The organism is Streptosporangium sp. NPDC002607 (assembly GCF_053592655.1).
Genome location: NZ_JBSFWD010000002.1, coordinates 35,893 through 59,352 on the forward strand (window position 1 = coordinate 35,893; position 23,460 = coordinate 59,352).

Below are 23,460 nucleotides of genomic sequence, written 5' to 3' on the forward strand. Positions count from 1 at the left end.
CATGCCCCTTAATGAACCGGAAGAGCGTAAACCCTCTGGGAAGGCCGAGCGTCCCACTGATGTGACCACCGAGACCCTCGTGGCAGACAGATCGCTCGGGGCGGCGCCCGTCGGGTGGGATGCCGACATGGCCGTTACCGCGCTCTACAGCGCGCACTATCGGTCTCTTGTCCGTCTCGCCGTACTCCTCGTTCGCGACATGGCGACCGCGGAGGAGGTCGTGCAGGACGCGTTCGTCGCCATCCATGGCGCCTGGCGTCGCCTGCGCGACACCGACAAGGCACTGGCCTACCTGCGACAGTCGGTCGTGAACCGATCACGTTCGGTGCTTCGGCACCGGGCGGTCGTCGAGAAGTACGCGCCCAAGGGCATGCCCGACGCGCCGAGCGCCGAGAACGGGGCGATCGGCGAGTTCGAGCGCTCCGCCGTCATCGAGGCGCTCCGCGGGCTGCCCGCGCGCCAGCGGGAGGCCCTGGTCCTGCGCTACTACGGAGACCTGTCCGAGGCGCAGATCGCCCACGCGATGGGCATCAGCAAAGGCGCGGTCAAGAGCCACACCGCTCGCGGCATGGCCGCCCTACGAACCTCACTGGAGCAACTGTCATGACCGACTCCCCGGATGAGTACGGCGAGCTGCTCCGCCGTGCGCTCAGCGCGGAGGCGAACTCGGTCGTTCCCTCCCCTGACGGGCTGGAGATAATTCGCGCCCGTATCGAGCGACGTGGGCTCCGCTGGCTGACGTGGTGGCGGACCGGAGCCTCCGTCGCCGGTGCGCTCCTCGTCGCGGCGACCATCGTCATGGTGGTCCCCCAGTTCCGCGAACAGGTGATCCCCCAGGTGAGCACCGGCACGGTCAACTTCACCGAGTCCACTCCCCCGCCGGACGGATCAGCCACCTCAAGGCCCCCGGCTCCGTCCCAGCCGTCGTCCGGCCCCGCCCAGCCCCCCGCCGTCGGCAAGTCGGAGGCGGGCAACGGCACGCTCCCGCCGACGCCCACGCCGTCCAGGAGCACGACGCCCAGCACGAGGCCGACCTCCAAGGCGACCCCGGCACCGCCGGCTCCCAGGCCGACGCCGACGCCCACCTGCCCCACCCCCCTCGACGAACCGCCGGTCGACCCCAGCGGGATCTCCAAGCAGTGCGAGGAGGCCGAGGCGACCCCCGCGCCGACGAAGACGAGACCGCCGGCTCCCTCGGAGAGCCCGTGCTCGGCCAATGAGTGCGGGCCGTCCGATGACGCGTCGCCCCCGATGCCGACGGAGGCGAGCATCCCCGCGCCGACCCCGGTCAGCAGCTAGGCCCTGTCCGGCGGATCCCGGCGTGCCGAGGATCGGTCGGACGGCCTCTCCCGAGGCGGAGGAGTCCCACGGGGCGGAGGAGGGAGCCGCGGCGTGCCACGGTGCCCGACGCGGTAGGCGGAAGGCACCGGGCGCGGGGCTCAGAACCGCCGGCCGGGGATCACCAGCGGCCGCTGCGTGTCTGGAGCACCGCCGCCGCGACGACCCCGGCCGTCGAGGTACGCAGCACCGTCGGCCCGAGCAGCGCCGGCACCGCCTTGGCCTCGCGGAAGACGGCGATCTCCTCCTGCGACACCCCACCCTCCGGGCCGACCACCACGACGATGTCGCCGCCCGCGGGGAGCGGCAGGCCGGACAGCGGGGAGGCGGCCTCCTCGTGCAGCACGACGCCGAGCGCCGCCGCCGACAGCAGGGCGGCGACCCCGGCGGTGGAGGCGAGCTCGGTCACCTCGGGCAGGCGGAAGCGACGTGACTGCTTGCCCGCCTCACGCGCCGTGGAGCGCCAGCGGGCCAGCGCCTTGGCCGCGCGCTCGCCCTTCCACTGGGTGACACACCTGGCCGCGGCCCAGGGGACGATCACGTCCACCCCCGCCTCGGTCATCATCTCCACGGCCAGCTCGCCCCGGTCGCCCTTGGGCAGCCCCTGGACCACGACCAGACGCGGGGACGGCACGGGCACCTCGTGACGGCGCAGTACCTGGACCCGGAGCGAATCCTTGCCCGCCTCGATCACCACGCACTCGGCGACGGAGCCCGCCCCGTCCGTCAGGTCAAGCCGCTCCCCGGCCCGCAGCCGCCGTACGGCCGCCGCGTGGCGCCCTTCGGGGCCGCCGAAGACGAACTCCGGCCTGGCCAGGTCGGCGGGTTCGGCCAGGAAGACCGGAACGGTCATGAGCCGTCGGGGCGTGAGCGGGAGCGGTCCGGGTCAGCGGCCATTGAAGGCGTCCCGCAGCCGGGAGAAGAAACTCTGCTGCCCGGGGGCGAACTTGCCGGGCGGGCGCTCCTCGCCGCGGAGCTTGGCGAGCTCCCTCAGCAGCTCCTCCTGTGCCGTATCGAGACGGGAGGGGGTCTCCACGTTCACATGGATCAGCAGATCGCCGCGGCCGGTCTCGTTCAGGCGCTGCACACCGCGGCCGTAGAGCGGGATCGTCTGCCCCGACTGCGTACCGGGACGGATGTCCAGCTCCTCGGCTCCGTCGAGCGTCTCCATGGTCAGGATGGTGCCGAGCGCGGCCGCGGTCATCGGGATCTGCACCGTGCAGTGCAGGTCGTCGCCGCGCCGCTCGAAGATCTCGTGGGGGCGCTCGACGATCTCCAGGAACAGGTCGCCGGGCGGGCCGCCACCTGGGCCGATCTCACCCTCTCCGGCGAGCTGGATGTGGGTGCCGTCCTCCACCCCGGCCGGGATGCGGACCTTGATGGTCCGCCGGGTACGGACCCGGCCGTCGCCGGAGCACTCCTGGCAGGGGTGGCGGATGATCGACCCGAAGCCGCCGCACTGGGGACAGGGCCGTGAGGTCATGACCTGGCCGAGGAAGGAGCGGGTGACCTGGGAGACCTCGCCCCGGCCATGACACATGTCACAGGTGTCGGGGTGGGTGCCTGCGGCGGCGCCCGAACCCGTGCAGACCTCGCAGACCACCGCGGTGTCGACGACCAGCTCACGGGTCGTGCCGAAGCCCGACTCGCGCAGGTCGAGCTCGACCCGGATGGTGGCGTTGCGTCCGCGACGGGCACGCGAGCGGGGGCCGCGACCGCCGCCGCCACCGGCCGCACCGAAGAAGGCGTCCATGATGTCGCTGAACGGGAAACCGGCACCGAAGCCTCCGGCCCCCGCACCGCCCGAGGCGAACGGGTCGGCCCCCATGTCGTACATCTGCCGCTTGCTGGAGTCGGACAGGACCTCGTAGGCCTGGGTGATCTCCTTGAAGCGCTCCTGAGTCTCGGGGTCGGGGTTGACGTCAGGATGCAGTTCGCGCGCCAGACGTCGGTACGCCTTCTTGATCTCTTCCGCACTGGCGTCACGGCGCACCCCGAGGGTGCCGTAGTAGTCGCTCTTAGCCACTTTTCGTTGACCTCTTATGATGCAGCCAGGATCTGGCTGACGTAGCGTGCCACCGCGCGCACCGCGCCCATCGTGACCGGATAGTCCATCCGCGTTGGGCCCAGCACACCTAGCCGGGCCAGTTGCTTGTCCCCAGAACCGTATCCGGCGGCGACGATCGACGTGCCCTGGAGTCCGGTGTAGGGGTTCTCCGAGCCGATCCGCACGGTCAGCGCCGACAGGTCGGAGGTCTCACCGAGCAGTCGCATGAGCACGACCTGCTCTTCCAGCGCCTCCAGCACATCGCGGAGCCCGACCGTGAAGTCGGCTCCCGCGAGGTTGGCGGCCCCGGCAAAAACGATCTTTTCATCGTGCCTGTCCACCAGGGACTCCAGCAGCACGGACAGGATCGTGGCCGCGAGCGGCCGGTCCTCGGCGGGCAGCCGCTCCGGCAGGTCGGCGACCTTGTCGGGAACGCCGGTGAGCCCGCAGCCGTCGAGGGAGGTGTTGAGGACCGCTCGCAGATGGGCCACCCGCTGCTCGTCCACGACGTCGGGCAGCTCGACCACGCGCTGCTCCACCCGGCCGGTGTTGGTGATGAGCACGAACATCAGCCGGCGCTCGCTCAGCGGCACCAGCTCGACGTGCCGGACCGTCGAGTTGGTCAGCGTCGGGTACTGCACCACGGCGACCTGCCGGGTGAGCTGGGCAAGCAGCCGCACCGTCCGCATGACGACGTCGTCGATGTCCACCGCACCCGCGAGAAAGCTCTCGATGGCCTTGCGCTCCGCGCTCGACAGGGGTTTCACCTGCGAGAGCCGGTCAACGAAGAGCCGGTAGCCCTTGTCCGTGGGCACCCGGCCGGCGCTGGTGTGGGGCTGGGCGATGTAGCCCTGCTCCTCCAGCACCGCCATGTCGTTACGGATCGTCGCCGGGGACACCCCCAGACTGTGCCGATCCGCGAGAGCCTTGGAACCCACCGGCTCGTTGGTGGACACGTAGTCCTCGACGATGGCGCGAAGCACGGCGAGCTTCCGGTCGTCGACCAACGTGGTCACCTCCCTGCCTGCGTTCAGATGGGAAACACGAGGTCTGGCACTCTGTGTTCCCGAGTGCCAAGTGTACGGCCCCCGTGCGGAAGGCGCGATAAGCAAGAGGTGCGGATGATGACGCCAAGCCGTTGGCAAGTCAACTGCTATCGCGCTTCAACCAATTTCCACCACAATTCGTACATGTCCAATGATTTTGGTTCTTTTCCGGGTGATGCCTCCCGCAACCCCGGTTACGGCTCCCCCCAGCAGCCGTATGGTCAGCAGCCCCACCAGAACGGCCCCTCCTACGGTTACGCACCTCCCGGCTACGGCGCCCCGCAGAGCCCGCCCCCCACCGGGAAGATCAAGCCCGGTATCGGATGGATCGTCGGGGTATGGCTGCTCGCCCTGGTCAGCATCATCGTCGGCATCGGCGGCTTCGCCGGTGGCGTGCTGGGCGCGGTCACCAGCGCGGCGCCGACGAAGACGTTCGCCCCCGGCGAAAACACGACGGTCACGCTCGACCCGGCCGACAAGCCCGCCATTTATGTCTCCACCAGTGGACCCACCAATTTCGAGTGCACGCTGACCGGCGGCACCGGCACGCCCAGCCTGCAGAAGCCGCTCGTCCAGCAGACCGTGTCGGGCTCCGACGGCGTCGTCTGGGAGATGGGCCTGCAGATCGGCGTGGAGCAGGCAGGCGACTACCAGGTCACCTGTACCGCCGACCCCGTGGAGGGCACCACGTTCGGCGTGGGCCGGGAACTCGCCGCCGGATCACTGGTCGGCGGGGTGATCGCCCTGTTCGCGGTGCCCGGCATCGGGATCCTGCTGGCCATCATCGTGACGATCGTCGTATTGGTGAAGCGGGGCAACGCCCGCAAGCGCAGGGCCGCCGCGTCGGCGGGGCAGTGGGGAGCGCCGGGACCCTACGGCAGGTGACCGTGGCGTTTGCTAGCGTCCCACGTGATCCTTTGCGAGAGACGGTGGGCGGTCGGTGATGTACGAGCGTGACGTTCTGGCGGGAGACTGGCGGCGCCCCCGCAGAGGGGGGATTCCCCAGGTTCCCGCCGAACTCGATCTGGTCGTCGAGGACGCCGACGGCGGCTTCTGCGGCGCCGTGGTGGCCTGCGACAAGGAGGCCGTCACCCTGGAGGACCGCTTCGGCCGCCGGCGGGTCTTCCCACTGGAGCCCGCCGCGTTCCTCCTGGAGGGCAAGGCGGTGACGCTCGTGCGCCCGGCCGCCGCGCCACGTGGCCCCAGGCGGAGCGCGTCGGGCTCCATCGCGGTGGAGGGCCTGCGGGCCCAGGTGGCCAGGGAGAGCCGGATATACGTGGAGGGCGTGCACGACGCCGCGCTCGTGGAGAAGGTCTGGGGCCACGACCTGAGGGTCGAGGGTGTGGTCGTGGAGTATCTGGAGGGGGTCGATCACCTGCCCGCCATCGTCGAGGAGTTCCGACCGGGCCCTGGCCGCCGCCTAGGTGTGCTCGTCGACCACCTGGTCCCCGGTTCCAAGGAGAGCCGGATCGCCGCGCGGATCTCCTCCCCGCACGTGCTGATCGTCGGGCACCCGTTCGTGGACGTCTGGCAGGCGGTCAAGCCGCACACGCTCAAGATCTCCTCCTGGCCGTCGGTGCCGCGCGGCGTGCCCTGGAAGGAGGGCGTCATCGCCGCGCTGGGCTGGAAGACGGAACCCGGCGACGCGTGGCGCCGCATCCTCGGATCGGTTACGACATATGCCGATCTGGAGCCCGAGCTGCTCGGTCCGGTCGAAGAGCTGATCGACTTCGTCACGGTTCCCGGCGAGGATGGCTAGGCCGTCAACCCATCAGGAGGGGCCATGAGCGAGAACCTTGGGGATTCACCGGGCGAGGACCGGACGGAGCGGCGCATCGGCGATCCTCCGCCCGGCCACACGACGCCCGGCTACACGACGCCCGGCTACACGACGCCGGGCCGCACCATGCCGGGCCACACGACACCCGGACACACCATGCCCGGCCAGAGCGTCCCGCCGCCGGGCCAGGGCCACGGACAGCCGGGCCAGGGCTACCCCTCCCCCCCGTACGACCCGAGCGGTTACGGCTACCAGGATGGATACGCCCAGTACGGCGGGTACGGCCGGCCGGTGGGTTACGGCTACCAGGCGCCGCCGGGGACCTACGGCCCGCGGCCCGGCAGTGACGACACCACCATGGCGATGCTCGCCCACCTGCTGGGCCTGCTGACCAGCTTCGTCGGCCCGCTGGTGCTCTACCTCGCCAAGAAGGACGAGTCACCCTACGTGCGGGACCAGGCCGCCGAGGCCCTCAACTTCCAGCTCACGGTGATGATCGCCTATTTCGTCTGCATGGTCCTGGTGTTCGTGCTCATCGGCTTCGTGCTGATGTTCCTCGTCTGGATCGGGTCGATCATCATGATGGTCATCGCCGCGGTGGCGGCCAACCGGGGGGAGAACCACCGCTATCCGATGAGCATCCGCTTCGTCAGCTGACCGGGGCCGGAACTCAGGTGAGGTCGCGGACCAGGGCGTCGGCCAGCAGGCGGCCGCGCAGGGTGAGCACCGCCCGGCCCGCCTTGAACGGCTCCGTCTCCAGCAGGCCGTCGGCCAGCGCGCGGGCGACCACCCGGGGGCGGTCGAGCTCCCCGAGCGGGAAGCCCTGGGCGAGCCGCAGCTCCAGCATCAACCGCTCCACCACCCTGTCTGCGGCCCCCAGCACCTCTCGCGCCTGGGCGGGCGAGGTGCCCGCGGCCAGTCGCCGGGCGTAGGCGGCGGGGTGCTTGACGTTCCACCAGCGGGTGCCGCCGACGTGGCTGTGCGCCCCCGGGCCGACGCCCCACCAGTCTCCGCCGGTCCAGTAGAGCAGGTTGTGCCGGCATCGCCCGGCCTCGGAGGTCGCCCAGTTGGACACCTCGTACCACTCGAACCCCGCCTCGGCCAGCATGGCGTCGGCGATCAGGTAACGGTCGGCGGCCACGTCGTCGTCGGGCATCGGGAGCTCGCCCCGCCTGATCCTGGCGGCCAGCCTCGTCCCGTCCTCGACGATCAGCGAGTACGCGGAGACATGGTCGGGTCCCGCCTCGATCGCCGCGGCCAGCGAAGCACGCCAGTCGTCGTCGCTCTCCCCCGGCGTGCTGTAGATCAGGTCAAGGTTGACGTGCTCGAACCCCGCCTGCCTCGCCTCCCGTACGGCCCGCGCCGGGCGGCCGGGGGTGTGGCGACGGTCCAGCACCGCGAGCACGTGCTCACGGGCACTCTGCATCCCGAAGCTCATCCGGTTGAACCCACCCTCGCGAAGCTCCGCCAGGTAGGCGGGGTCCACCGACTCGGGGTTGGCCTCGGTGGTCACCTCGGCGCCGGGAGCGAGCCCGAACTCCTCCTCGATCGCCCCCAGGATCCGTACCAGGTCTCCGGCCGGTAGCAGGGTCGGGGTGCCCCCGCCGAAGAACACGGTCTCGACCGGGAGGCGCGCGGCGCCGAGGTTGGCCCGCGCCCGCCGCACCTCGTCGACGGCGGTGTCCGCGTAGTCCCGCTGCGCGGCGCCGGGACCGAGTTCCGAGGCCGTGTAGGTGTTGAAATCGCAGTAACCGCACCGGGTCACGCAGAAGGGCACGTGGACGTAGAAGCCGAAGGGCCGCTCGCCGAGTCCGGCGAGCGCGCTCTCGGGGAGTTCGCCCGAGGCGGGTACGGGATCCCCGTCGGGAAGTGTGGATGGCACGCCCCAAGTCTGCCGCTCCCCACGCGATGCCCGGGACGTCGCCCCGGCTGTGGAACGCCCGCCGCCGGCCGTCCACCGGTCAAACCACCGCGGGCCGTTGACGGCCGGATCGCACAGGTCTACGATCCGGGAAAACTTAAAGGAAAGTTTCCTATAAGTTACTATTCCGAGCAGTGGAGAAGCCCGTGCAGAGACTCCTCCGGAACATGATCGCGGCAGCCCTCGCCGCAGGTCTCGCGGCGGTGGCCTTACCGGCCCCGGCCCAGGCCCAGACCCCCTCAGGAAACGGTGACCGCTTCAAGCGGGTCGCCTACTTCATCCAGTGGGGCGTCTACGGCCGCGACTACCACGTCAAGGACATGGAGAGCAGTGGCGCCGCCGCCAAGCTGACTCACATCAACTACGCCTTCGGCTTCGTCAACGCCGAGGGCGACTGCTACTCCGCCGACCCGTGGGCCGACTGGCAACGCCCGGTGGCCGCCGAGCAGAGCGTGGACGGCGTCGGCGACGCCGAGGGCCAGGCGCTGAACGGCAACCTGAACCAGCTGAAGAAGCTCAAGGCCAAGCACCCCGGCCTCAAGACGCTGATCTCCCTCGGCGGCTGGACCGGCTCGAAGTACTTCTCCGACGCGGTGCTGACCCCCTCCGGGCGCGCCAGGCTGGCCTCCTCCTGCATCGATCTGTGGCTCAGGGGCAACCTGCCCGGCACCGCCCCCGGCACCGGAGCGGGCGTGTTCGACGGCATCGACCTCGACTGGGAGTGGCCGGGCTCCTCCGGCAACGAGGGCAACGTCATCCGTCCCGAGGACAAGCGGAACTTCACCCTGTTCGTCACCGAACTGCGCCGCCAGATGAACGAGTTCGACCGGCGCACCGAGCTGACCGCCTTCCTGCCCGCCGCCGCCGCGAAGATCGATGCGGGCTTCGAGGTCCGCGACGTCTTCAAGCAGCTCACCTTCGCCACGGTCCAGGGCTATGACCTGCACGGCTCGTGGGAGAACGTCACCGGCCACAACGGCAACCTGTTCAACGACCGGCGCGACCCCAACCCGGTGAAGTACAGCGTGGATCAGACGGTCCGCGACTACCTCACGCGTGGCGCCCCGGCCAAGAAGATCGTGGTGGGCGTGCCCGCGTACGGTCAGGGCTGGACCGGCGTCACCGGCGGCAGGAACGGCCTGTACGGCACCGCCACCGGTCCCGCGCCGGGCACCTTCGCCGCCGGCAGCGAGGACTACAAGATCCTGGTGAACAAGCCGGGCAAGCGCTACCGCGACCTGCTGACCGGAACCGTGTGGCTCTACGACGGCAACGAGTTCTGGTCCTACGACGACCCGGCCTCGCTGGCCCAGAAGGCGGCCTACATCCGCCTGAAGGGCCTCGGCGGCTCGATGATGTGGTCCATCGACCAGGACGACACCTCGGCGTCGCTCACCTCGGCGCTCTACAGAATCCTGCGCTGAGCGACCCTCTCATACCGGGCGGGGCCGCAGAATCTGGGTCACCTGCGGCCCCGCCCGCACGTTCGTCCCCGGACGCCTAACCGCGCTCGCGGCCCAGCACCCGCTCGGCGACCCTGTCCCACTTCTCCGGGTGGCCCGGGTGGGCGAGCAGGCGGCGCAGCAGGTCTCTGTCACCGTGGTAGGCGCGGAAGGACTCGGTGACCGTGACGCTGCCCTCGGGGCGCGAGACGATCTCGACGGTGTCGCCCCGGCCCAGCTCGCCCGGCTCGACCACCCGAAGGTAGGCGCCGACCCGCCCGGCCCGGGTGAAGCTCTTGAGCCAGCCCTGCTCCCCGATCCAGCCGCGGAACACCGAGCACGGCACCCTCGGTCCGGTCACCTCGGCCAGAACCGTGCCCATCCGCCAGCGCTCCCCGATCTTGGCCCCGTTGACGTCGAGCCCCGCTGTCGTGAGGTTCTCCCCGAACATGCCGTCGCGCAGCTCCCGGCCCAGCTCGGCCTGCCACCAGTCATAGTCCTCCCGCGCGTAGGCGTAGAGCGCCTGATCGGAAGAGCCGTGGTGCTCCAGGTCGGCCCTCTCGTCCTGGGCCAGACCGCTCTCCGAGGCCCCGACCCGGCCGCCCACGGGGGTCTTGTCTATCGCGGTGCGCTTGAGACGACCGGCCCACTCCGCGTCGACCGCGCGACCCACGTTCACCGAGACAATGTGCATGACCGGACGGTATCGGAGCCCTCAATCGGAAGGCGAACCGATGTCCACCGCTTCTCCATGCCCGGTTCCAAGCCTGGCCGGGCCCTCGGCGTCCTTTACTTCTTGGACTTGTCCACGGAGGACTCGGTGGACAGCGCGGCGACGAACGCCTCCTGGGGCACCTCGACGCGGCCGACCATCTTCATCCGCTTCTTGCCCTCCTTCTGCTTCTCCAGCAGCTTGCGCTTGCGGGAGATGTCGCCGCCGTAGCACTTGGCGAGGACGTCCTTGCGGATGGCACGGATGTTCTCACGGGCGATGACCCGGGCGCCGATGGCCGCCTGGATCGGCACCTCGAACTGCTGCCTGGGGATGAGCTCGCGCAGTTTCTTGGCCATCTCGACGCCGTAGGCGTAGGACTTCTCCCGGTGAACGATGGCGCTGAAGGCGTCCACGGCCTCACCCTGGAGCAGGATGTCGACCTTGACCAGGTCCGACTCCTGCTCGCCCGAGGGCTCGTAGTCCAGCGAGGCGTAGCCGCGCGTACGGGACTTGAGCTGGTCGAAGAAGTCGAAGATGATCTCGCCGAGCGGCATCGTGTAGCGGATCTCGACGCGATCCTCGGACAGGTAGTCCATGCCCTGCAGGTTGCCCCGGCGGTTCTGGCAGAGCTCCATGATGGCGCCGATGAACTCCGACGGGACGAGCACCGTCGACTTCACCATCGGCTCGAAGACCTTGTCCACCTTGCCGGTGGGGAACTCCGAGGGGTTGGTGACGACGACCTCCTTACCGTCCTCCATGATCACTCGATAGACCACGTTGGGCGCGGTGGAGATGAGCGAGAGGTTGAACTCGCGCTCCAGCCGCTCGCGGACGATCTCCATGTGGAGCAGGCCGAGGAAGCCGCAGCGGAAGCCGAAGCCCAGGGCTGCGGAGGTCTCCGGCTCGTAGACCAGGGCCGCGTCGTTGAGCTGGAGCTTGTCCAGCGCCTCGCGGAGCTCGGGATAGTCGTCACCGTCGATGGGGTACAGACCCGAGAAGACCATGGGCTTGGGGTGCTGGTATCCGCTGAGCGCCTCGACGGCCGGCCTCGACACGGAGGTCACCGTGTCACCGACCCGCGACTGGCGGACGTCCTTCACACCGGTGATCAGGTAGCCCACCTCACCGACGCCCAGCCCCTGGTCGGCGATCTTCGGTTCGGGCGAGATGACGCCGATCTCCAGCGTCTCGTGGGCCGCGCCGGTGGACATCATCAGGATGCGCTCACGCTTGCCCAGGTGTCCGTCCATGACCCGGACGTACGTGATCACGCCTCGGTAGGTGTCGTAGACCGAGTCGAAGATCAGCGCGCGGGCGGGCGCGTCGGCGTCGCCGACCGGGGCCGGGATGTTCTCGACCACGTGGTCCAGGAGCTCGCGAACGCCCACACCGGTCTTGCCGGAGACCCTCAGCACGTCCTCCGGGTCACAGCCGATGAGGTGGGCGATCTCCGCGGCGTACTTCTCCGGCTGGGCGGCGGGCAGGTCGATCTTGTTGAGCACCGGGATGATCGTCATGTCGTTGTTCATGGCCAGGTAGAGGTTGGCCAGGGTCTGCGCCTCGATCCCCTGCGCGGCGTCGACCAGCAGGATCGCGCCCTCACACGCCTGGAGCGACCGGGAGACCTCATAGGTGAAATCGACGTGCCCGGGAGTGTCGATCATGTTGAGGACGTAGTCGGTCTCGCCGACCTTCCACGGCAGCCTGACCGCCTGCGACTTGATCGTGATGCCGCGCTCGCGCTCGATGTCCATCCGATCGAGATACTGGGCGCGCATGGAACGGTCGTCGACCACTCCGGTGATCTGCAGCATGCGGTCGGCTAGCGTCGACTTGCCATGGTCGATATGCGCGATGATGCAGAAGTTGCGAAGCACCGCGGGGTCGGTCTGGCCAGGCTGAATGCGCACCGGGGTCCGTTTCAACAGATTGATGACGATCACACGACTGGCATGCCAGCCGCCTTCCATGGTGACATGTCCGGGTGATTGCCCGGACCAGAGCACGACTCGGCCTGCGTTTTCTCGCTGTGGTGGCGGCCCTGCTCCTTGCGCTTCCAGGGTTGGCCGTGGCCACCCTCACCCTGCAGTTTACCGGGACGCCCGCCCCGTGGGCGAAGACGACCGGCCACGACGCCCTGTGGCTCGGCCACGCATGGGTCGACGGCAGGAAGACCCACGACGACGTGCGGACGCTCGCCGCCAGGCTCCGCAAGACCGGTATCAAGGACGTCTATCTCCACTCGGGACCGTTCGACCACGACGGGACGTTGCCCATCGAGAGATATCCCAGGGCCGTCGACCTTCTGAAGTGGTGGCGCGAGGAGTTGCCGAAGGTCAGGATCTCGGCCTGGCTCGGCCAGAAGGTCGACGGCACCCTGGACCTCGACGACGCGGCCTCCAGGCAGCGTGTGCTGGACGGGGCGCGCGCGATCATGGCGCTCGGCTTCGACGGCGTGCACTACAACTTCGAGCCGATCGGCGACGGCGACACCGAGTTCCTCGACCTGCTGACTCGGACCCGCGCGATCGTGGGCGACGGTCTGCTCTCCACCTCGACCCCGCAGATCGAGCCGTTCCCGCTCACCCGCCCGGCCGTACGCGCCGTCCTCGGCCACGACAAGTACTGGTCGCCCGACTACTTCCGCCAGGTGGCGAAGCTTACCGACCAGGTAGCGATCATGACCTACGACTCGTATCTCCCCTTCCCCTCCGTATACGGCGGCTACGTCGTGCGGCAGAGCACGCTGGCGCTGGAACTCGTCCCCGAGGAGAAGACGGTGCTGATCGGCGCCCCGGCCTATCACGACCACGGCGTCTCCTGGGCCGACGAGGCCGAGAGCGTCGAGAAGGCGGCCAGGGGCGCCCGGCTGGCGCTGACCTCGTACGGCAAACCCCGTGAGCGGTTCGGGCTGGCGATCTACGTCGACTTCGCCGCCACCAAGGAGGACTGGGCTGAGTACGACAAGTTCTGGTTCAAGCCGTGAGGATTACGGTCCGAGCGATCAGAATCACACGCTAAACTGATCAGGCATCCCTCTGCCCGGCCTGTCGATTTGAGCGACGACCTCGGCAGTTGGTAGCCTAGTCAACTGCGTGTGGCGCGCCCTCTCTGCCCGCGCGCCCCATCCAACGACATTCACCGAGGCTTCTTCGTGGCGAACATCAAGTCCCAGATCAAGCGCAACCGGCAGAACGAGAAGGCCCGGCTGCGTAACAAGGCTGTCAAGTCTTCCCTGAAGACGGCCATCCGCAAGTTCCGCGAGGCCGCCGACCAGGGTAACGTCGAGCAGGCCGCTGTGCTCCAGCGCGCCGCCGCCCGCCAGCTGGACAAGGCTGCCAGCAAGGGCGTCATCCACAAGAACCAGGCCGCCAACCGCAAGTCGGCGATCGCCCAGCGCGCCGCCGCCCTGTCGACGGCCACCAAGTAGTTTCAGGTTTCGCGGACGCCGCCCCCCTCGCGGGGTGCGGCGTTCTTGCGTTTCATCCGCCCGTGACACTTGGCGCACCGAGTTTCTCGCCCCTGGTGGCCTCGTGACGCGTCGCCGACGGCACGCCTCTGCGGGCCGGGGCGGCGTGATGCCGAGCGTGTCCCCGCCCGGCCGGCCCCGTTTTCCGCACCTGCCGCATCGTTGCAGCTCAGCAGCTATACCTGATCCAGTGCAGCGGGTGATCACCCCAGGTCGATCGGGGTCATGTGCGGAATGCAGGCTAGCGTCCGGTGCGGCTGGCGACCACGGTCTGGACCATGTGCTCCAGCGCGTACGCGGGGTCGGCGCCGCCGCCCTTCACCTGAGCGTCGGCGGTGGCGACGGCCTGGATCGCGCGGGCGAGGCCCTCGGGCCCCCAGCCGTTCAGCTGCCGCTGGACCCGTTCGATCTTCCAGGGCGGCATGCCGAGCTGGCCGGCGAGTTGACCGCCCCTCAGGTTGCGGGGAGCACCGCCCACCTTCGCCAGCGAGCGCAGGCCCCCGGCGAGCGCGCTGACCAGCAGGACCGGTGCCGTACCGGTCGCCAGGGCCCAGCGCAGTTGCTCCAGGGCGTCGCCCAGGCGCCCCTCGACTGCCGAGTCGGCCACGGTGAACCCGCTGACCTCGGCCCTGCCCCGGTGGTAGCGCGCCACGGCGGCCTCGTCGATCGCCTTGCCGGGGGTGTCGAAGGCGAGCTGGCTGCAGGCGGCGGCGAGCTCGCGCAGGTCGTTGCCCACGGCGTCGAGGAGCGCGGCGGCGGCGTCCGCCCCGATGGTGCGCCCGGCCCGTTTCAGCTCCGCCTTGACGAACGCCAGCCGCTCGGCCGGTTTGGTCACCTTGGTGACCGAGACCACCTGTGCCCCGGCTTTCTTGACCCCGTCGACCAGTGCCTTCCCCTTGACGCCCCCCGGATGGACGAGGATCAGCACGGTCTCCTCGGCCGGGTGAGCCGCATAGGAGACGACTTCGGCGATGACGTCCTTGCCGAGGTCCTGGGCCGAGCGGACGACCACCACGGACCTGTCGCCGAACAGCGAGGGCGACGTCAGACGGGTGAGCTCCCCGAGCTCCATCTTCGCGCCGGGGAGATCGTGCACCTCGGCGGTCGGATCGGCCGCCTTGGCCGCCGAGGTCACCTCGCTCACCGCGCGGTCGGCCAGCAGTTCCTCGTCGCCGAGTATCAGGATCACGGGTGCCGGATCGGTTGCCGCCATGCCGAGCAGCATGCCATGTCCCGGTGACGGGAGGGGCATCGGCAAGTCGTTCGCAATTGGAATGCAGGTGCCGTGAGACACCCTGGGAACATCACAGGAGGTGAAAACCATGACAAACTCCACTATTCGCCGCCACGCCTGCCCGCACTGCGGAACATCCCTCGACGAGGGCCCGATCATGTACCGCTGCGCGCGCTGCAGCCGGTCGGTCTACGCCGCCGACGTGGACACCGAGTTCCGCCGCCCGGCCAAGGTCACGTCCTAGCCCCGTACCGGAGCCCCTCCGGCCGGAGCGCTCCTTTGGGGGATGACGGACAGGGCTCCCCCACTGTCCACCACGGCGAGGTCCCCCGACAGGTCCGTCCGGTGGACGCGCACACCGAGCCGGTACAGCGTGGCCAGGGTCGACGGGGCGGGATGGCCGTAGTCGTTGTCCGCCCCCACGCTGATGAGGGCGGCACGAGCACCGATGGCGGCGAAGAAGGCCGGGTCGTACCTGCTGGACCCGTGATGCGGAACCTTGAGGATCTCGGCGGGCGGCAGGCCCCTGCGGAGCAGCTCCGCCTGAGCCTCGGTCTCGATGTCGCCGCTGAGCAGAGCCGACCCCGCGGCCCAGCGAACATGCACCACGACGCTGGCGTTGTTGACGGCCGCTCCCTTCCCCGCGCCGGTCAGGGACGCCTCGGCCACCGGGCCGATGACCGTCAGCTCGGAGGGCCCGAACCGCCAGCTCGCCCCCGGACTCGCCGCCCACTCGACCACACGGCGGCGGGCGAGATCCTCGCTCAGCCTCACCCCCTCGTGCTCCCCGGCATCGCCTCCGGTGCCGCGCGGGGTCACCAGCACCGCTCCCACCGCACGCCCGCGGAAGACACCGTCGAGCCCTCCCACATGGTCGAGGTGCGGATGGGTGAGGATGACCAGCGGCACCTCCCCGATTCCCATGGAACGCAGACAGCGGTCCACCCGGACGGGATCGGGCCCCGCGTCCACCACCACGGCTCGTCCAGGCCCTGCCGCGACCAGCAACGCGTCTCCCTGGCCGACATCTTCCCTGTCAACTCTCAGTGTGTTGCGGAGATGCGCTTAACGGTAGTTCCAGGCTCAGCGACGCTGAGCGCGCAGCTCGTGAACCTGTCACTCGGAGGCACGTCAGGTGGCCTGCTCGCTGCTGAGCGTGGCGGCGGTCGTGGCGAGTTCGATGCGTAGCTCACCGGCTTAGGCTGCGATGTGCTCGCAGTTCCGTCGCTCCGCCTCCAGGTGCCCGCAGATCTTGCCGGTCTCGGCGCGGGCGGTTTCGGCGGCCGCCAATGCTTGATCGCGAAGGGTTCGGCGGCGACGTGGGCGACGGCGGCCTGCAACCGCTCATCGCGCAGAACCAGCACCGTCTCGCGTTCGCTCAGTGCCCGTTCCAACTCGGCGATGCGGGCGTCCTGTTGCCGGGCCAGCGCGGAGGCCTGCCGACGTTCCTCGACTACCGTGTAGCGCAGCGTACTCAGCTCGGCGGCCAGTGCGTCGTGGACCTGGCGAACCTCGGTGGCGCGTTGCTCAGCATTGGTGAACCTCGATGGGATCCTGGCCGCCGCTGGCGAAACCGTGGTCACCCACGCTGATCCCGTCACCACGCCGTCGCTTGATCGAATCAGCGTGCAGGGATATCTGTCGCTGCTCAGCGAATTGACCACTCCCTCACCGCCTGACGGACCAGCTCACTGCAGAAGAGCCGCGCCCATCGTCTTTGGGGCGTCCTTCCAGTAGCTCCGACAAGGTCCGCTCCCCCAGGTTCGGCCCCATCAAGCTGCTGTTCTTCAATGTGGACCACATCCGCCAAGCTCAATCCAAAATGAGCCGCCGCCACATCCAACACAGTTGATGGACGACTTACCAACTTAGACCAGTCGCCATGTCGTATCCCTGCTGGCTCCACAGATCCGGTGGTGACGGAATCCCCCTTTCCCGTTACTGAAAAGGATCTTTACGTGAGATCGCTACACGTGTGATGATCACTCTGTTTTGCTACATATGTTCGAAAGGATCGAGTGAACCCATCACGAACAGCGTCCGGCTCATCCAGCCGGACGCGCCGCCGCGCTGCCCTGATCGCGGCCCTGACCATGCCGCTCTCACTGATGAGCGCACCCGCGATCGCCCAGGACCCCACGCCACCCACCACCACCACTCCCACCCCCGAGACGCCGCCGAGCGCCCCCACCACGCCCACCGGCAAGGCGCTGGCGCAGGCGAAGAAGGACAACCGGCGCATCGAGATCGAGTCACTGCGCTCGGAAAGCGCCACCTACTACGCCAACCCCGACGGCAAGACCTTGCGGATGGAGCAGTACCTGGAGCCCATCCGGGTCAAGAACGCCGACGACGACGGCTTCACCCCACTCGACACCACCCTCGTCAAGGCAGACGGAGTCATCAAGCCCAAGGCGGCCAAAGGCGGCCTGACGCTGTCCGCCGGCGGCGACACCGAAGCGATCAAGAGCAAGAGCGGCGACATGGCCGCCCGGATCGACGCTCCGCGCACGTTGCCCAAGCCCACGCTCAACGGCAGCACCGCCACCTACTCCTCCGCGTACGGCAAGGGCGTCGACCTGGTCGTCATCGCCACCGCGACCGGGTTCCGCCAGCAGATCGTCATCCGGGAACGCCCCGCCGGGCCGGTGACCTTCCGCGTCCCGGTGGATCTGCCCAAGGGCATCTCCTTCGGCAAAAACGCCAAGGGGCAGCCGACGCTGAAGAGCGACAACGGCAAGCACAGCCTCGACATCCGGCCCGCGGCGCTGCTGGACGCGGCCGCAGCCGACGCGAACGCCGACCTCGGCACCGTCAGGGTCGGCAGGGCACAGGTGAGCCTGGACGGCTCGGCGCTGGTGTACAGTCCCGACCCGGCCTTCCTCGCCGACCCGGCGACGACCTATCCGGTGACCATGGCCGCCGTCGACGACGACTGGTACGAGTGCACCCTGGGCGACCCAGCCAAACCCTGTCCCCCCGGCGATCCGATGGACACGTACATCAATGACGTGGACCTGACCGACAGCTGGGACATGCACTACCGCGACCAGATGTGGGTCGGTAAGTCCTACTCCAGTAACATCGCCAAGCGCTGGCGCGCCTACATCCAGTTCCCGCTCCCGCAGTCGAGCGACCCGTTCTGGGGCTCCACGATCCAGAACGCCGACCTGGAGCTGTGGAACTACCTGTCCAACGACTGCGGCGAGTTCGTCGGATCCGGAATCACCGCCCGGCGGGTCATCTCCGACTGGGACCATCTGACCCTGCAGTGGAACAGCCAGCCGTCGGTCACCAGCGTGGGCGCGGACACCGAGTACGGGGCCTACAGTCCCGACTGCTCCGGTTCGATGAACTACGAGCACGACCTCATCCACTCGGTCGACACCATCGTCCAGGAATGGGCCAACGGGGAACCGAACTACGGATTCCAACTCACCGCGGGTAACGAATCCGAACTGCGAAACTGGCGCCGCTACCGCAGCCGGGAACAGACCAGTGGCTATCCCGCCCACGGCCCCAGGCTCACAGTCGACTTCGAGCCCGCGCGGACCCCGATTGTTGGCGTGTTCCTGAGCGGTTTGGACGAGGAGACGCCCAGCAACGGGGACGAGCTCGATGTGTGGGAGGCGCAGGGACGGGTGTCCAACACCCTTCCCGAGCCCGCGCCGGTCACCAACGACGAAGACCTCGCCTACCGGGCCGACAGCGACCAGGAGGTCAACACGCCGACCGACGAGCTGGAGGAGCCGCTGCCGGCTCCGGACGAGGGGGTCACCGCGCGCTGGCCGTTCTCCGAGGGTTCCGGCACAACCGTCGCGGACGTCTCCGGGAACGACCACACCGCCACGGTGGGCGAGAACGTCGCCTGGACTCCAGGCGTCAACGACTCCGCCCTCACCAATGTGGGCGTCGGGGAGACAAGCGGCGGCCCGGCCCCCGAGAGCACGCTGCCAGCGCGGGTCGCCGCCGCGTGGCAGGCCGCTGCCCGCGGCAGCCGGGTCGAGGTCGCCGAGGCGACGTCGGAGAGGAGTATCACCTATGCCCAGCCCGATGGGACCTTCGTCACGGAGATGACGGCGGGGCCCGTACGCGCCAAGCGCAACGGGACGTGGGTCCCCATCAACACTTCCCTGCACGAACAGAACGGCAAGCTGCTTCCCAATGTGATCGCCAACGGCGCGGCGGTCGAGATCTCCGCCGGCGGCACGGATCCGTTCGTGAAGATGTCCGCTGACGGGAAGTCGTACGCGCTGCGCTGGCCGACACCGCTGCCAAAGCCGACCGTGAAGGGCAGCGTGGCCACCTACACCGACGCCGCGGGTGTGGGCGCCGACCTAGTGGTGACGGCGTTGTCGGCCGGGTTCCGGTATGAAGTGGTGCTGCGGCAGCGGCCCGCCAAGCCGCTGGAGCTGCGGATCGGCGTAGACGACGAGGGCCTGACCCTGACCGAGGGCAAGGGCGGCCGGCTGCTGCTGAAAGGCAAGAATAAGAAGCTGGTCGCCGCGGGGACACGGCCGATCGTGTCGGACGGCAGCGACAAGGGTAAGCTTCCGTCGGCCAAGCGCGGCCAGGCCGGTACGGACGTGGTCACCAAGGACGGCCGCACCGAGCTGGTGGTCAAGCCGGACCAGGCGTTCCTAGCCGACGTCGGCACCGCCTACCCGGTGCGCGTGGCCGCGGTGGTCACGCTGCCGCTCGGCGCCGACGTCGATGTCAGCACGGATGACTCCGACGAATCGCCCGCGCTCCCGGACAACCAGTACATGATGGCCGGCACGACAGCGGGCGGATTGAAGGCCCGGGTGCACCTGCGGTTCGACACCACGGGTCTGCAGGGCAGCACGGTGACCGCCGCCACGTTGTCGATGAACACCATCGACAGCCACAACTGCGGCGCCGCGCTCGCCAACGGCATCCAAGTCGCCCGCCTCACCGGCGCGTGGGACCCGGACAACATGTACTGGGCCAACAAGCCCGCCCACACCACCGAGGACGCCTCCACCAACTTCAAGGGCGTCACCTCCGGCTGCGCCACCTACCCGGACAGCATGGACTGGAACGTCACCGGCATCGCCCAGGACTGGGCCGCCGGAGCCGCCAACCACGGCCTGGTGCTCAAGTCGCCCGGCGAGGCGAACGTCAACAACTACCGGGTGTTCACCTCCTCCGAGGACACCGACTTCAACCTGCCGCCCACGCTGACCATCACCACCAGCGGGCCCACCTCCGCGCCGACCGTCTCCGCACCGGCCATCACACCGGCGCAGACCGTGAACGGCACCACGGTGACGACCTCGCTCACCCCGCAGCTCACCGCCACCGTCGCCGACACCGCAGGCGGCAACCTCACCGGCCAGTTCGAGGTCGAACACGACCCGGCCGCCACCGGTCAGGGCAGCGGCCAGCTCTGGACCGGAACCTCACCGGCGGTCACCTCCGGCAGCCAGGCCACCGTAAGCGTCCCCGCGGGCAAGCTGGCCGACGGATGGAAGATCCGCTGGCGGGCCCGCGCGGCCAACGCCACCGCCGCGACCACCTCGGCGTGGTCGGCATGGCAGACGGCCACCGTGGACGTGCCGAACCCGACGGTCGGCGCCTTCCAGGTCACTCCCTCCCAGGTGGTGAACGGCGTCACCGTCACCACGAGCCTGACCCCGGCGCTGCGCGCCACGGTCACCGACCCGGTCGCGCAGCCGGTGCGGGCGGAGTTCGAGGTCGAGCACGACCCGGCCGAGACCGGGCAGGGCAGCGGCCAGATCTGGGCCGGATCGGTCGCCAATGTGCCCTCCGGTGCTCAGGCGAGCATCGCCGTACCGGCTGGAGAGCTGACGGACGGGTGGAAGGTGCGCTGGCGGGCCCGCGCGGTCAACACCGCCACCACGGTCGGCTCGCCCTGGTCGGAATGGCAGGACCTTGCCGTGGACCTGCCCGCCCCGGAGTCCGACCCGACGGTGAGCAGTCCGCAGGTCAATCCCTCCCAGCAGGTGAACGGCGGGACCGTCACCTCCTCCCTCACCCCGGCCCTGCTCGCGCAGCTGAACGACCCGGCCGGGGGAAGCCTGCGCGCCGAGGTGGAACTTGAACACAACCCCGCCGCGCCGCAGGAACAGGGCACCGGCCAGATCTGGGCGGGCGGCGTGGACGGCGTCCCGGCTGGCGCACAGGCCACCGTCCCGGTCCCGGCGGACACGCTGGCCGACGGCTGGCTGGTGCGTTGGCGGGTCCGCGCCGTCTCGGCCGTCGCCTCCTCAAACTGGTCGGACTGGCAGCAGCTCACCGTCGCGCTGCCCAAACCGACCGTGGACAGCCTGACCATCAGCCCGTCGGCGGTGGTGAACGGCGTGACGGCGGCCAGAGTGCTCACCCCGAGCCTGAAGGCCACCGTCACCCATCCCCTCGGGGAGCCGCTTCGGGCCGAGTTCGAGATCGAGCACGACCCCGCCGCCCCGCAAGGCCAGGGCAGCGGCCAGATCTGGGCCGGTGACGTCGACGGCGTCGCCTCCGGCGCCCAGGCGAGCGTCACCGTACCGGCCGGAGAACTCACCGACGGCTGGCAGGTACGCTGGCGCGCCCGCGCCGTCGCCTCGGGTCAGTCCTCGCCCTGGTCGGACTGGCAGCAGTTCACCGTCCTGCTGCCCCAGGCCGGAACCGGGCCCTTCGCCCAGACCGCCGGACCGGTGATCCAGAGCGATCAGAGCTTCACCGTCGGAGCCTGGGTGCGCTTGAGCGACAAGGACGGCGACTACACCGTCGCCGAGCAGAGAGGCGTCAACCAGGCGCCCTTCCGCCTGGGCAACGACCTGGAGGACGGCCTGGTGTTCACCTTCACCAGCGCCGACACCACCGGCGCGACGACCGAGGGTGTGCTCTCCGGCGTCGAACCACCGGTCAACGAATGGTTCCATCTCACCGGGGTCTATACCGCCAGCTCCCGCACGACGTCTCTCTACCTGAACGGACTGGAGATCGGAAGCGCCACGCTCGCCTTCGATTCCTGGAACGCCACCAGCCCGCTGACCCTCGGCACCCTGATATCGGGCAGCTTGGACGAGGTCTGGATCTACAGCCACGACCTCATCCCCACAGAGGTCTTCGCCCTCGCCGACGGCAGCGCGACCACCGGCGTCGAATCCGCTCAGGCCGCCGCGAAGAGCAGCGCCGAGACCAGCGCGGCACCCGTGGCCCGCTACGACCGGATAACGCCCAAGGACTGCTGGCAGAACCACGGATACCAGACCCGCACGTACGGCCTGATGAAGAACCGCTTCAGTGGTTGCATGGTCCACAAAGTCACGGTGACCGAGGGCTCCGCCGTCGTCACCGGCGACGATGCTGATGACGTGCAGTTCTACGCCGACGAGGAGTGGAAAGGCAGAGTGATGCTCGTCGCGAAAACGTGGAACGGCAAACCCCAGATCGAATCCGGCGCGACGCCTCGCGACATCTGGTTCGACCTCTATGTAGGCCACAGTGAGCGAACCGATGTCGATCCGTCGGATACAGATCTCACGATTGGAATGCTGCCCGACTCAGGCCAGACGGCCTGCCGGAACGTCACGACATTCGCGGGCGGCACGCAGCAGAATCATCTGACGATGGATGTCGAAGACTGGGTGGACGCCGCCGACCAGACAGCCAGCGGGGAGTGGTCGAAGCTGGCCACGTTCCGTTTCCGGGCGGACCAGGATCACGCGCCAGCTACCAGGAAGGAGCGCGACGGATCGATCGTTCAGAACAGCGGCGACGAGTACGACAGAATCTCCAACTGTGTCTTCAAGCCATATGCGAAAATTCAGCGGACAGGCTCGCACTGGGTCCTCTTGGAGTACGGCACCATCAAGGAGAAGGCGCAGATTACCTGTGACTCCGCTCGTGGTGTGGCCGCCAAGGCCGGGGGATGTACTCTTCCCGTGGTGCCCTCCATCGAGTGGAAGCTGAACGGGGATTACGACACCGCCTACAAGCACTACTGGAAGGCCTGCTACCAGAAGACCGACACCTACCCCAAGGACTCGGCGAAGCAGATCCCTGGTTGTGCGGTGAACGGCACCGGAAGGCCGCCCAAGGAGCAATATCTTTGGCGCGTCTCGGACCCGGCTGCGAAGAACAACAACGCTCGCGCCGGCACTCGATGCAACGGCTTGTGGTCGGGATACCTTATCGCCAAGCATGAGTGCGATGAGTATCCGTTCGCGTCTGCGGGAAACCGGACCGACGCCAGCGACAAGCAGCGGAACTTCTCGGTCTGCGCCATGCCCGGCGGCCCGTCCGGGCCTAATCAGAAGGCAGGAAAGGCGCTCACCCGCCTCTATAACAAGGACCGGGTCCTGTATGGGCAGGACTTCTTCAACCGGTTCTCCACTCAACTGACCAACGTGGAGACGATGCAGCAGCTGTGCTACCAGCCGCTGGCCACGCTCAATACTTTCGCCGTCGACAAACCTCAGGACTAGCAGCCGATA

19 protein-coding genes are annotated in these 23,460 nt (G+C 68.9%); 11 read left to right on the forward strand and 8 right to left on the reverse strand.

What is annotated here, in order from left to right:
- The first annotated feature begins 127 nt into the window (after positions 1 to 127).
- Both ACWD3H_RS02660 and ACWD3H_RS02665 read left to right on the forward strand, forming a co-directional pair.
- Complete coding sequence (locus ACWD3H_RS02660) at positions 128 to 607, forward strand: SigE family RNA polymerase sigma factor (RefSeq protein ID WP_043655278.1); 480 nt, start codon at positions 128 to 130, stop codon at positions 605 to 607.
- Positions 604 to 1,299, forward strand: a complete 696-nt coding sequence (locus ACWD3H_RS02665) for a hypothetical protein (protein WP_355549140.1) — start codon at positions 604 to 606, stop codon at positions 1,297 to 1,299. The genes ACWD3H_RS02660 and ACWD3H_RS02665 overlap by 4 nt, the downstream gene beginning before the upstream one ends.
- A 160-nt stretch (positions 1,300 to 1,459) precedes the next feature.
- Here ACWD3H_RS02665 and ACWD3H_RS02670 read toward each other — a convergent pair whose 3' ends face one another.
- The 3 genes from ACWD3H_RS02670 to hrcA are packed head-to-tail and all read right to left on the reverse strand — an operon-like array spanning position 1,460 to position 4,392.
- Positions 1,460 to 2,191 (reverse strand): 16S rRNA (uracil(1498)-N(3))-methyltransferase, encoded by a 732-nt coding sequence (locus tag ACWD3H_RS02670; protein ID WP_451953787.1) that lies wholly within the window; start codon positions 2,189 to 2,191, stop codon positions 1,460 to 1,462.
- Between the two features lie 33 nt (positions 2,192 to 2,224).
- Complete coding sequence (gene dnaJ, locus ACWD3H_RS02675; RefSeq protein ID WP_355549136.1) at positions 2,225 to 3,364, reverse strand: molecular chaperone DnaJ; 1,140 nt, start codon at positions 3,362 to 3,364, stop codon at positions 2,225 to 2,227.
- Positions 3,365 to 3,378: 14 nt separating this feature from the next.
- Positions 3,379 to 4,392 carry a heat-inducible transcriptional repressor HrcA gene (hrcA, locus tag ACWD3H_RS02680; protein WP_355549200.1) on the reverse strand — a complete coding sequence of 338 codons (1,014 nt, stop codon included), beginning with the start codon at positions 4,390 to 4,392 and terminating at the stop codon, positions 3,379 to 3,381.
- Between the two features lie 183 nt (positions 4,393 to 4,575).
- Between hrcA and ACWD3H_RS02685 the strand changes: the two genes are divergently transcribed.
- From ACWD3H_RS02685 to ACWD3H_RS02695, 3 genes are read left to right on the forward strand one after another with little or no spacing between them, the layout of a single operon-like run.
- A complete protein-coding gene (locus ACWD3H_RS02685) occupies positions 4,576 to 5,316 on the forward strand; it encodes a hypothetical protein (protein WP_451953788.1) in 741 nt (246 codons plus the stop codon).
- A 58-nt stretch (positions 5,317 to 5,374) separates the two neighbouring features.
- Positions 5,375 to 6,190 carry a DUF3097 domain-containing protein gene (locus tag ACWD3H_RS02690; RefSeq protein ID WP_399526214.1) on the forward strand — a complete coding sequence of 272 codons (816 nt, stop codon included), beginning with the start codon at positions 5,375 to 5,377 and terminating at the stop codon, positions 6,188 to 6,190.
- A gap of 24 nt (positions 6,191 to 6,214) precedes the next feature.
- Complete coding sequence (locus ACWD3H_RS02695; protein ID WP_451953789.1) at positions 6,215 to 6,868, forward strand: DUF4870 domain-containing protein; 654 nt, start codon at positions 6,215 to 6,217, stop codon at positions 6,866 to 6,868.
- Positions 6,869 to 6,881: 13 nt separating this feature from the next.
- Here the strand turns inward: ACWD3H_RS02695 and hemW are convergent, their stop codons facing one another.
- Complete coding sequence (gene hemW, locus ACWD3H_RS02700) at positions 6,882 to 8,093, reverse strand: radical SAM family heme chaperone HemW (RefSeq protein WP_451953790.1); 1,212 nt, start codon at positions 8,091 to 8,093, stop codon at positions 6,882 to 6,884.
- Positions 8,094 to 8,278: 185 nt separating this feature from the next.
- On the opposite strand from hemW, the gene ACWD3H_RS02705 reads away from it, so the two are divergent.
- Entirely contained in the window at positions 8,279 to 9,556 is a 1,278-nt protein-coding gene (locus tag ACWD3H_RS02705; RefSeq protein WP_350913233.1) for a glycoside hydrolase family 18 protein, read from the forward strand.
- 76 nt (positions 9,557 to 9,632) lie between these two features.
- On the opposite strand, the gene ACWD3H_RS02710 is transcribed toward ACWD3H_RS02705, so the two are convergent.
- Positions 9,633 to 10,268, reverse strand: coding sequence for an MOSC domain-containing protein (locus ACWD3H_RS02710; protein ID WP_355632235.1), 636 nt, complete (start codon positions 10,266 to 10,268; stop codon positions 9,633 to 9,635).
- A gap of 95 nt (positions 10,269 to 10,363) precedes the next feature.
- A complete protein-coding gene (gene lepA / locus ACWD3H_RS02715; RefSeq protein WP_451953791.1) occupies positions 10,364 to 12,202 on the reverse strand; it encodes a translation elongation factor 4 in 1,839 nt (612 codons plus the stop codon).
- A 158-nt stretch (positions 12,203 to 12,360) separates the two neighbouring features.
- Between lepA and ACWD3H_RS02720 the strand changes: the two genes are divergently transcribed.
- Both ACWD3H_RS02720 and rpsT read left to right on the forward strand, forming a co-directional pair.
- Positions 12,361 to 13,278, forward strand: coding sequence for a glycoside hydrolase family 18 protein (locus tag ACWD3H_RS02720; protein ID WP_355549122.1), 918 nt, complete (start codon positions 12,361 to 12,363; stop codon positions 13,276 to 13,278).
- A 168-nt stretch (positions 13,279 to 13,446) separates the two neighbouring features.
- Entirely contained in the window at positions 13,447 to 13,722 is a 276-nt protein-coding gene (gene rpsT, locus ACWD3H_RS02725) for a 30S ribosomal protein S20 (RefSeq protein WP_355549120.1), read from the forward strand.
- 280 nt (positions 13,723 to 14,002) lie between these two features.
- Here the strand turns inward: rpsT and holA are convergent, their stop codons facing one another.
- Complete coding sequence (gene holA / locus ACWD3H_RS02730; protein ID WP_451953792.1) at positions 14,003 to 14,974, reverse strand: DNA polymerase III subunit delta; 972 nt, start codon at positions 14,972 to 14,974, stop codon at positions 14,003 to 14,005.
- Positions 14,975 to 15,083: 109 nt separating this feature from the next.
- Here holA and ACWD3H_RS02735 point away from each other — a divergent pair, with 109 nt between their 5' ends.
- On the forward strand, positions 15,084 to 15,239 hold the full coding sequence (locus ACWD3H_RS02735; protein ID WP_451953793.1) for a hypothetical protein: 156 nt from the start codon (positions 15,084 to 15,086) through the stop codon (positions 15,237 to 15,239).
- On the opposite strand, the gene ACWD3H_RS02740 is transcribed toward ACWD3H_RS02735, so the two are convergent.
- Complete coding sequence (locus ACWD3H_RS02740; protein ID WP_451953939.1) at positions 15,236 to 16,042, reverse strand: ComEC/Rec2 family competence protein; 807 nt, start codon at positions 16,040 to 16,042, stop codon at positions 15,236 to 15,238. The genes ACWD3H_RS02735 and ACWD3H_RS02740 overlap by 4 nt on opposite strands.
- Positions 16,043 to 16,284: 242 nt before the next feature.
- Between ACWD3H_RS02740 and ACWD3H_RS02745 the strand changes: the two genes are divergently transcribed.
- Together ACWD3H_RS02745 and ACWD3H_RS02750 are read left to right on the forward strand one after the other, a co-directional pair.
- On the forward strand, positions 16,285 to 16,587 hold the full coding sequence (locus ACWD3H_RS02745; RefSeq protein WP_451953794.1) for a hypothetical protein: 303 nt from the start codon (positions 16,285 to 16,287) through the stop codon (positions 16,585 to 16,587).
- A gap of 516 nt (positions 16,588 to 17,103) precedes the next feature.
- The gene (locus ACWD3H_RS02750) at positions 17,104 to 23,451 is read left to right on the forward strand and encodes a DNRLRE domain-containing protein (protein WP_451953795.1); all 6,348 of its coding nucleotides are present in this window, start codon (positions 17,104 to 17,106) and stop codon (positions 23,449 to 23,451) included.
- The last annotated feature ends 9 nt before the right edge of the window (positions 23,452 to 23,460 follow it).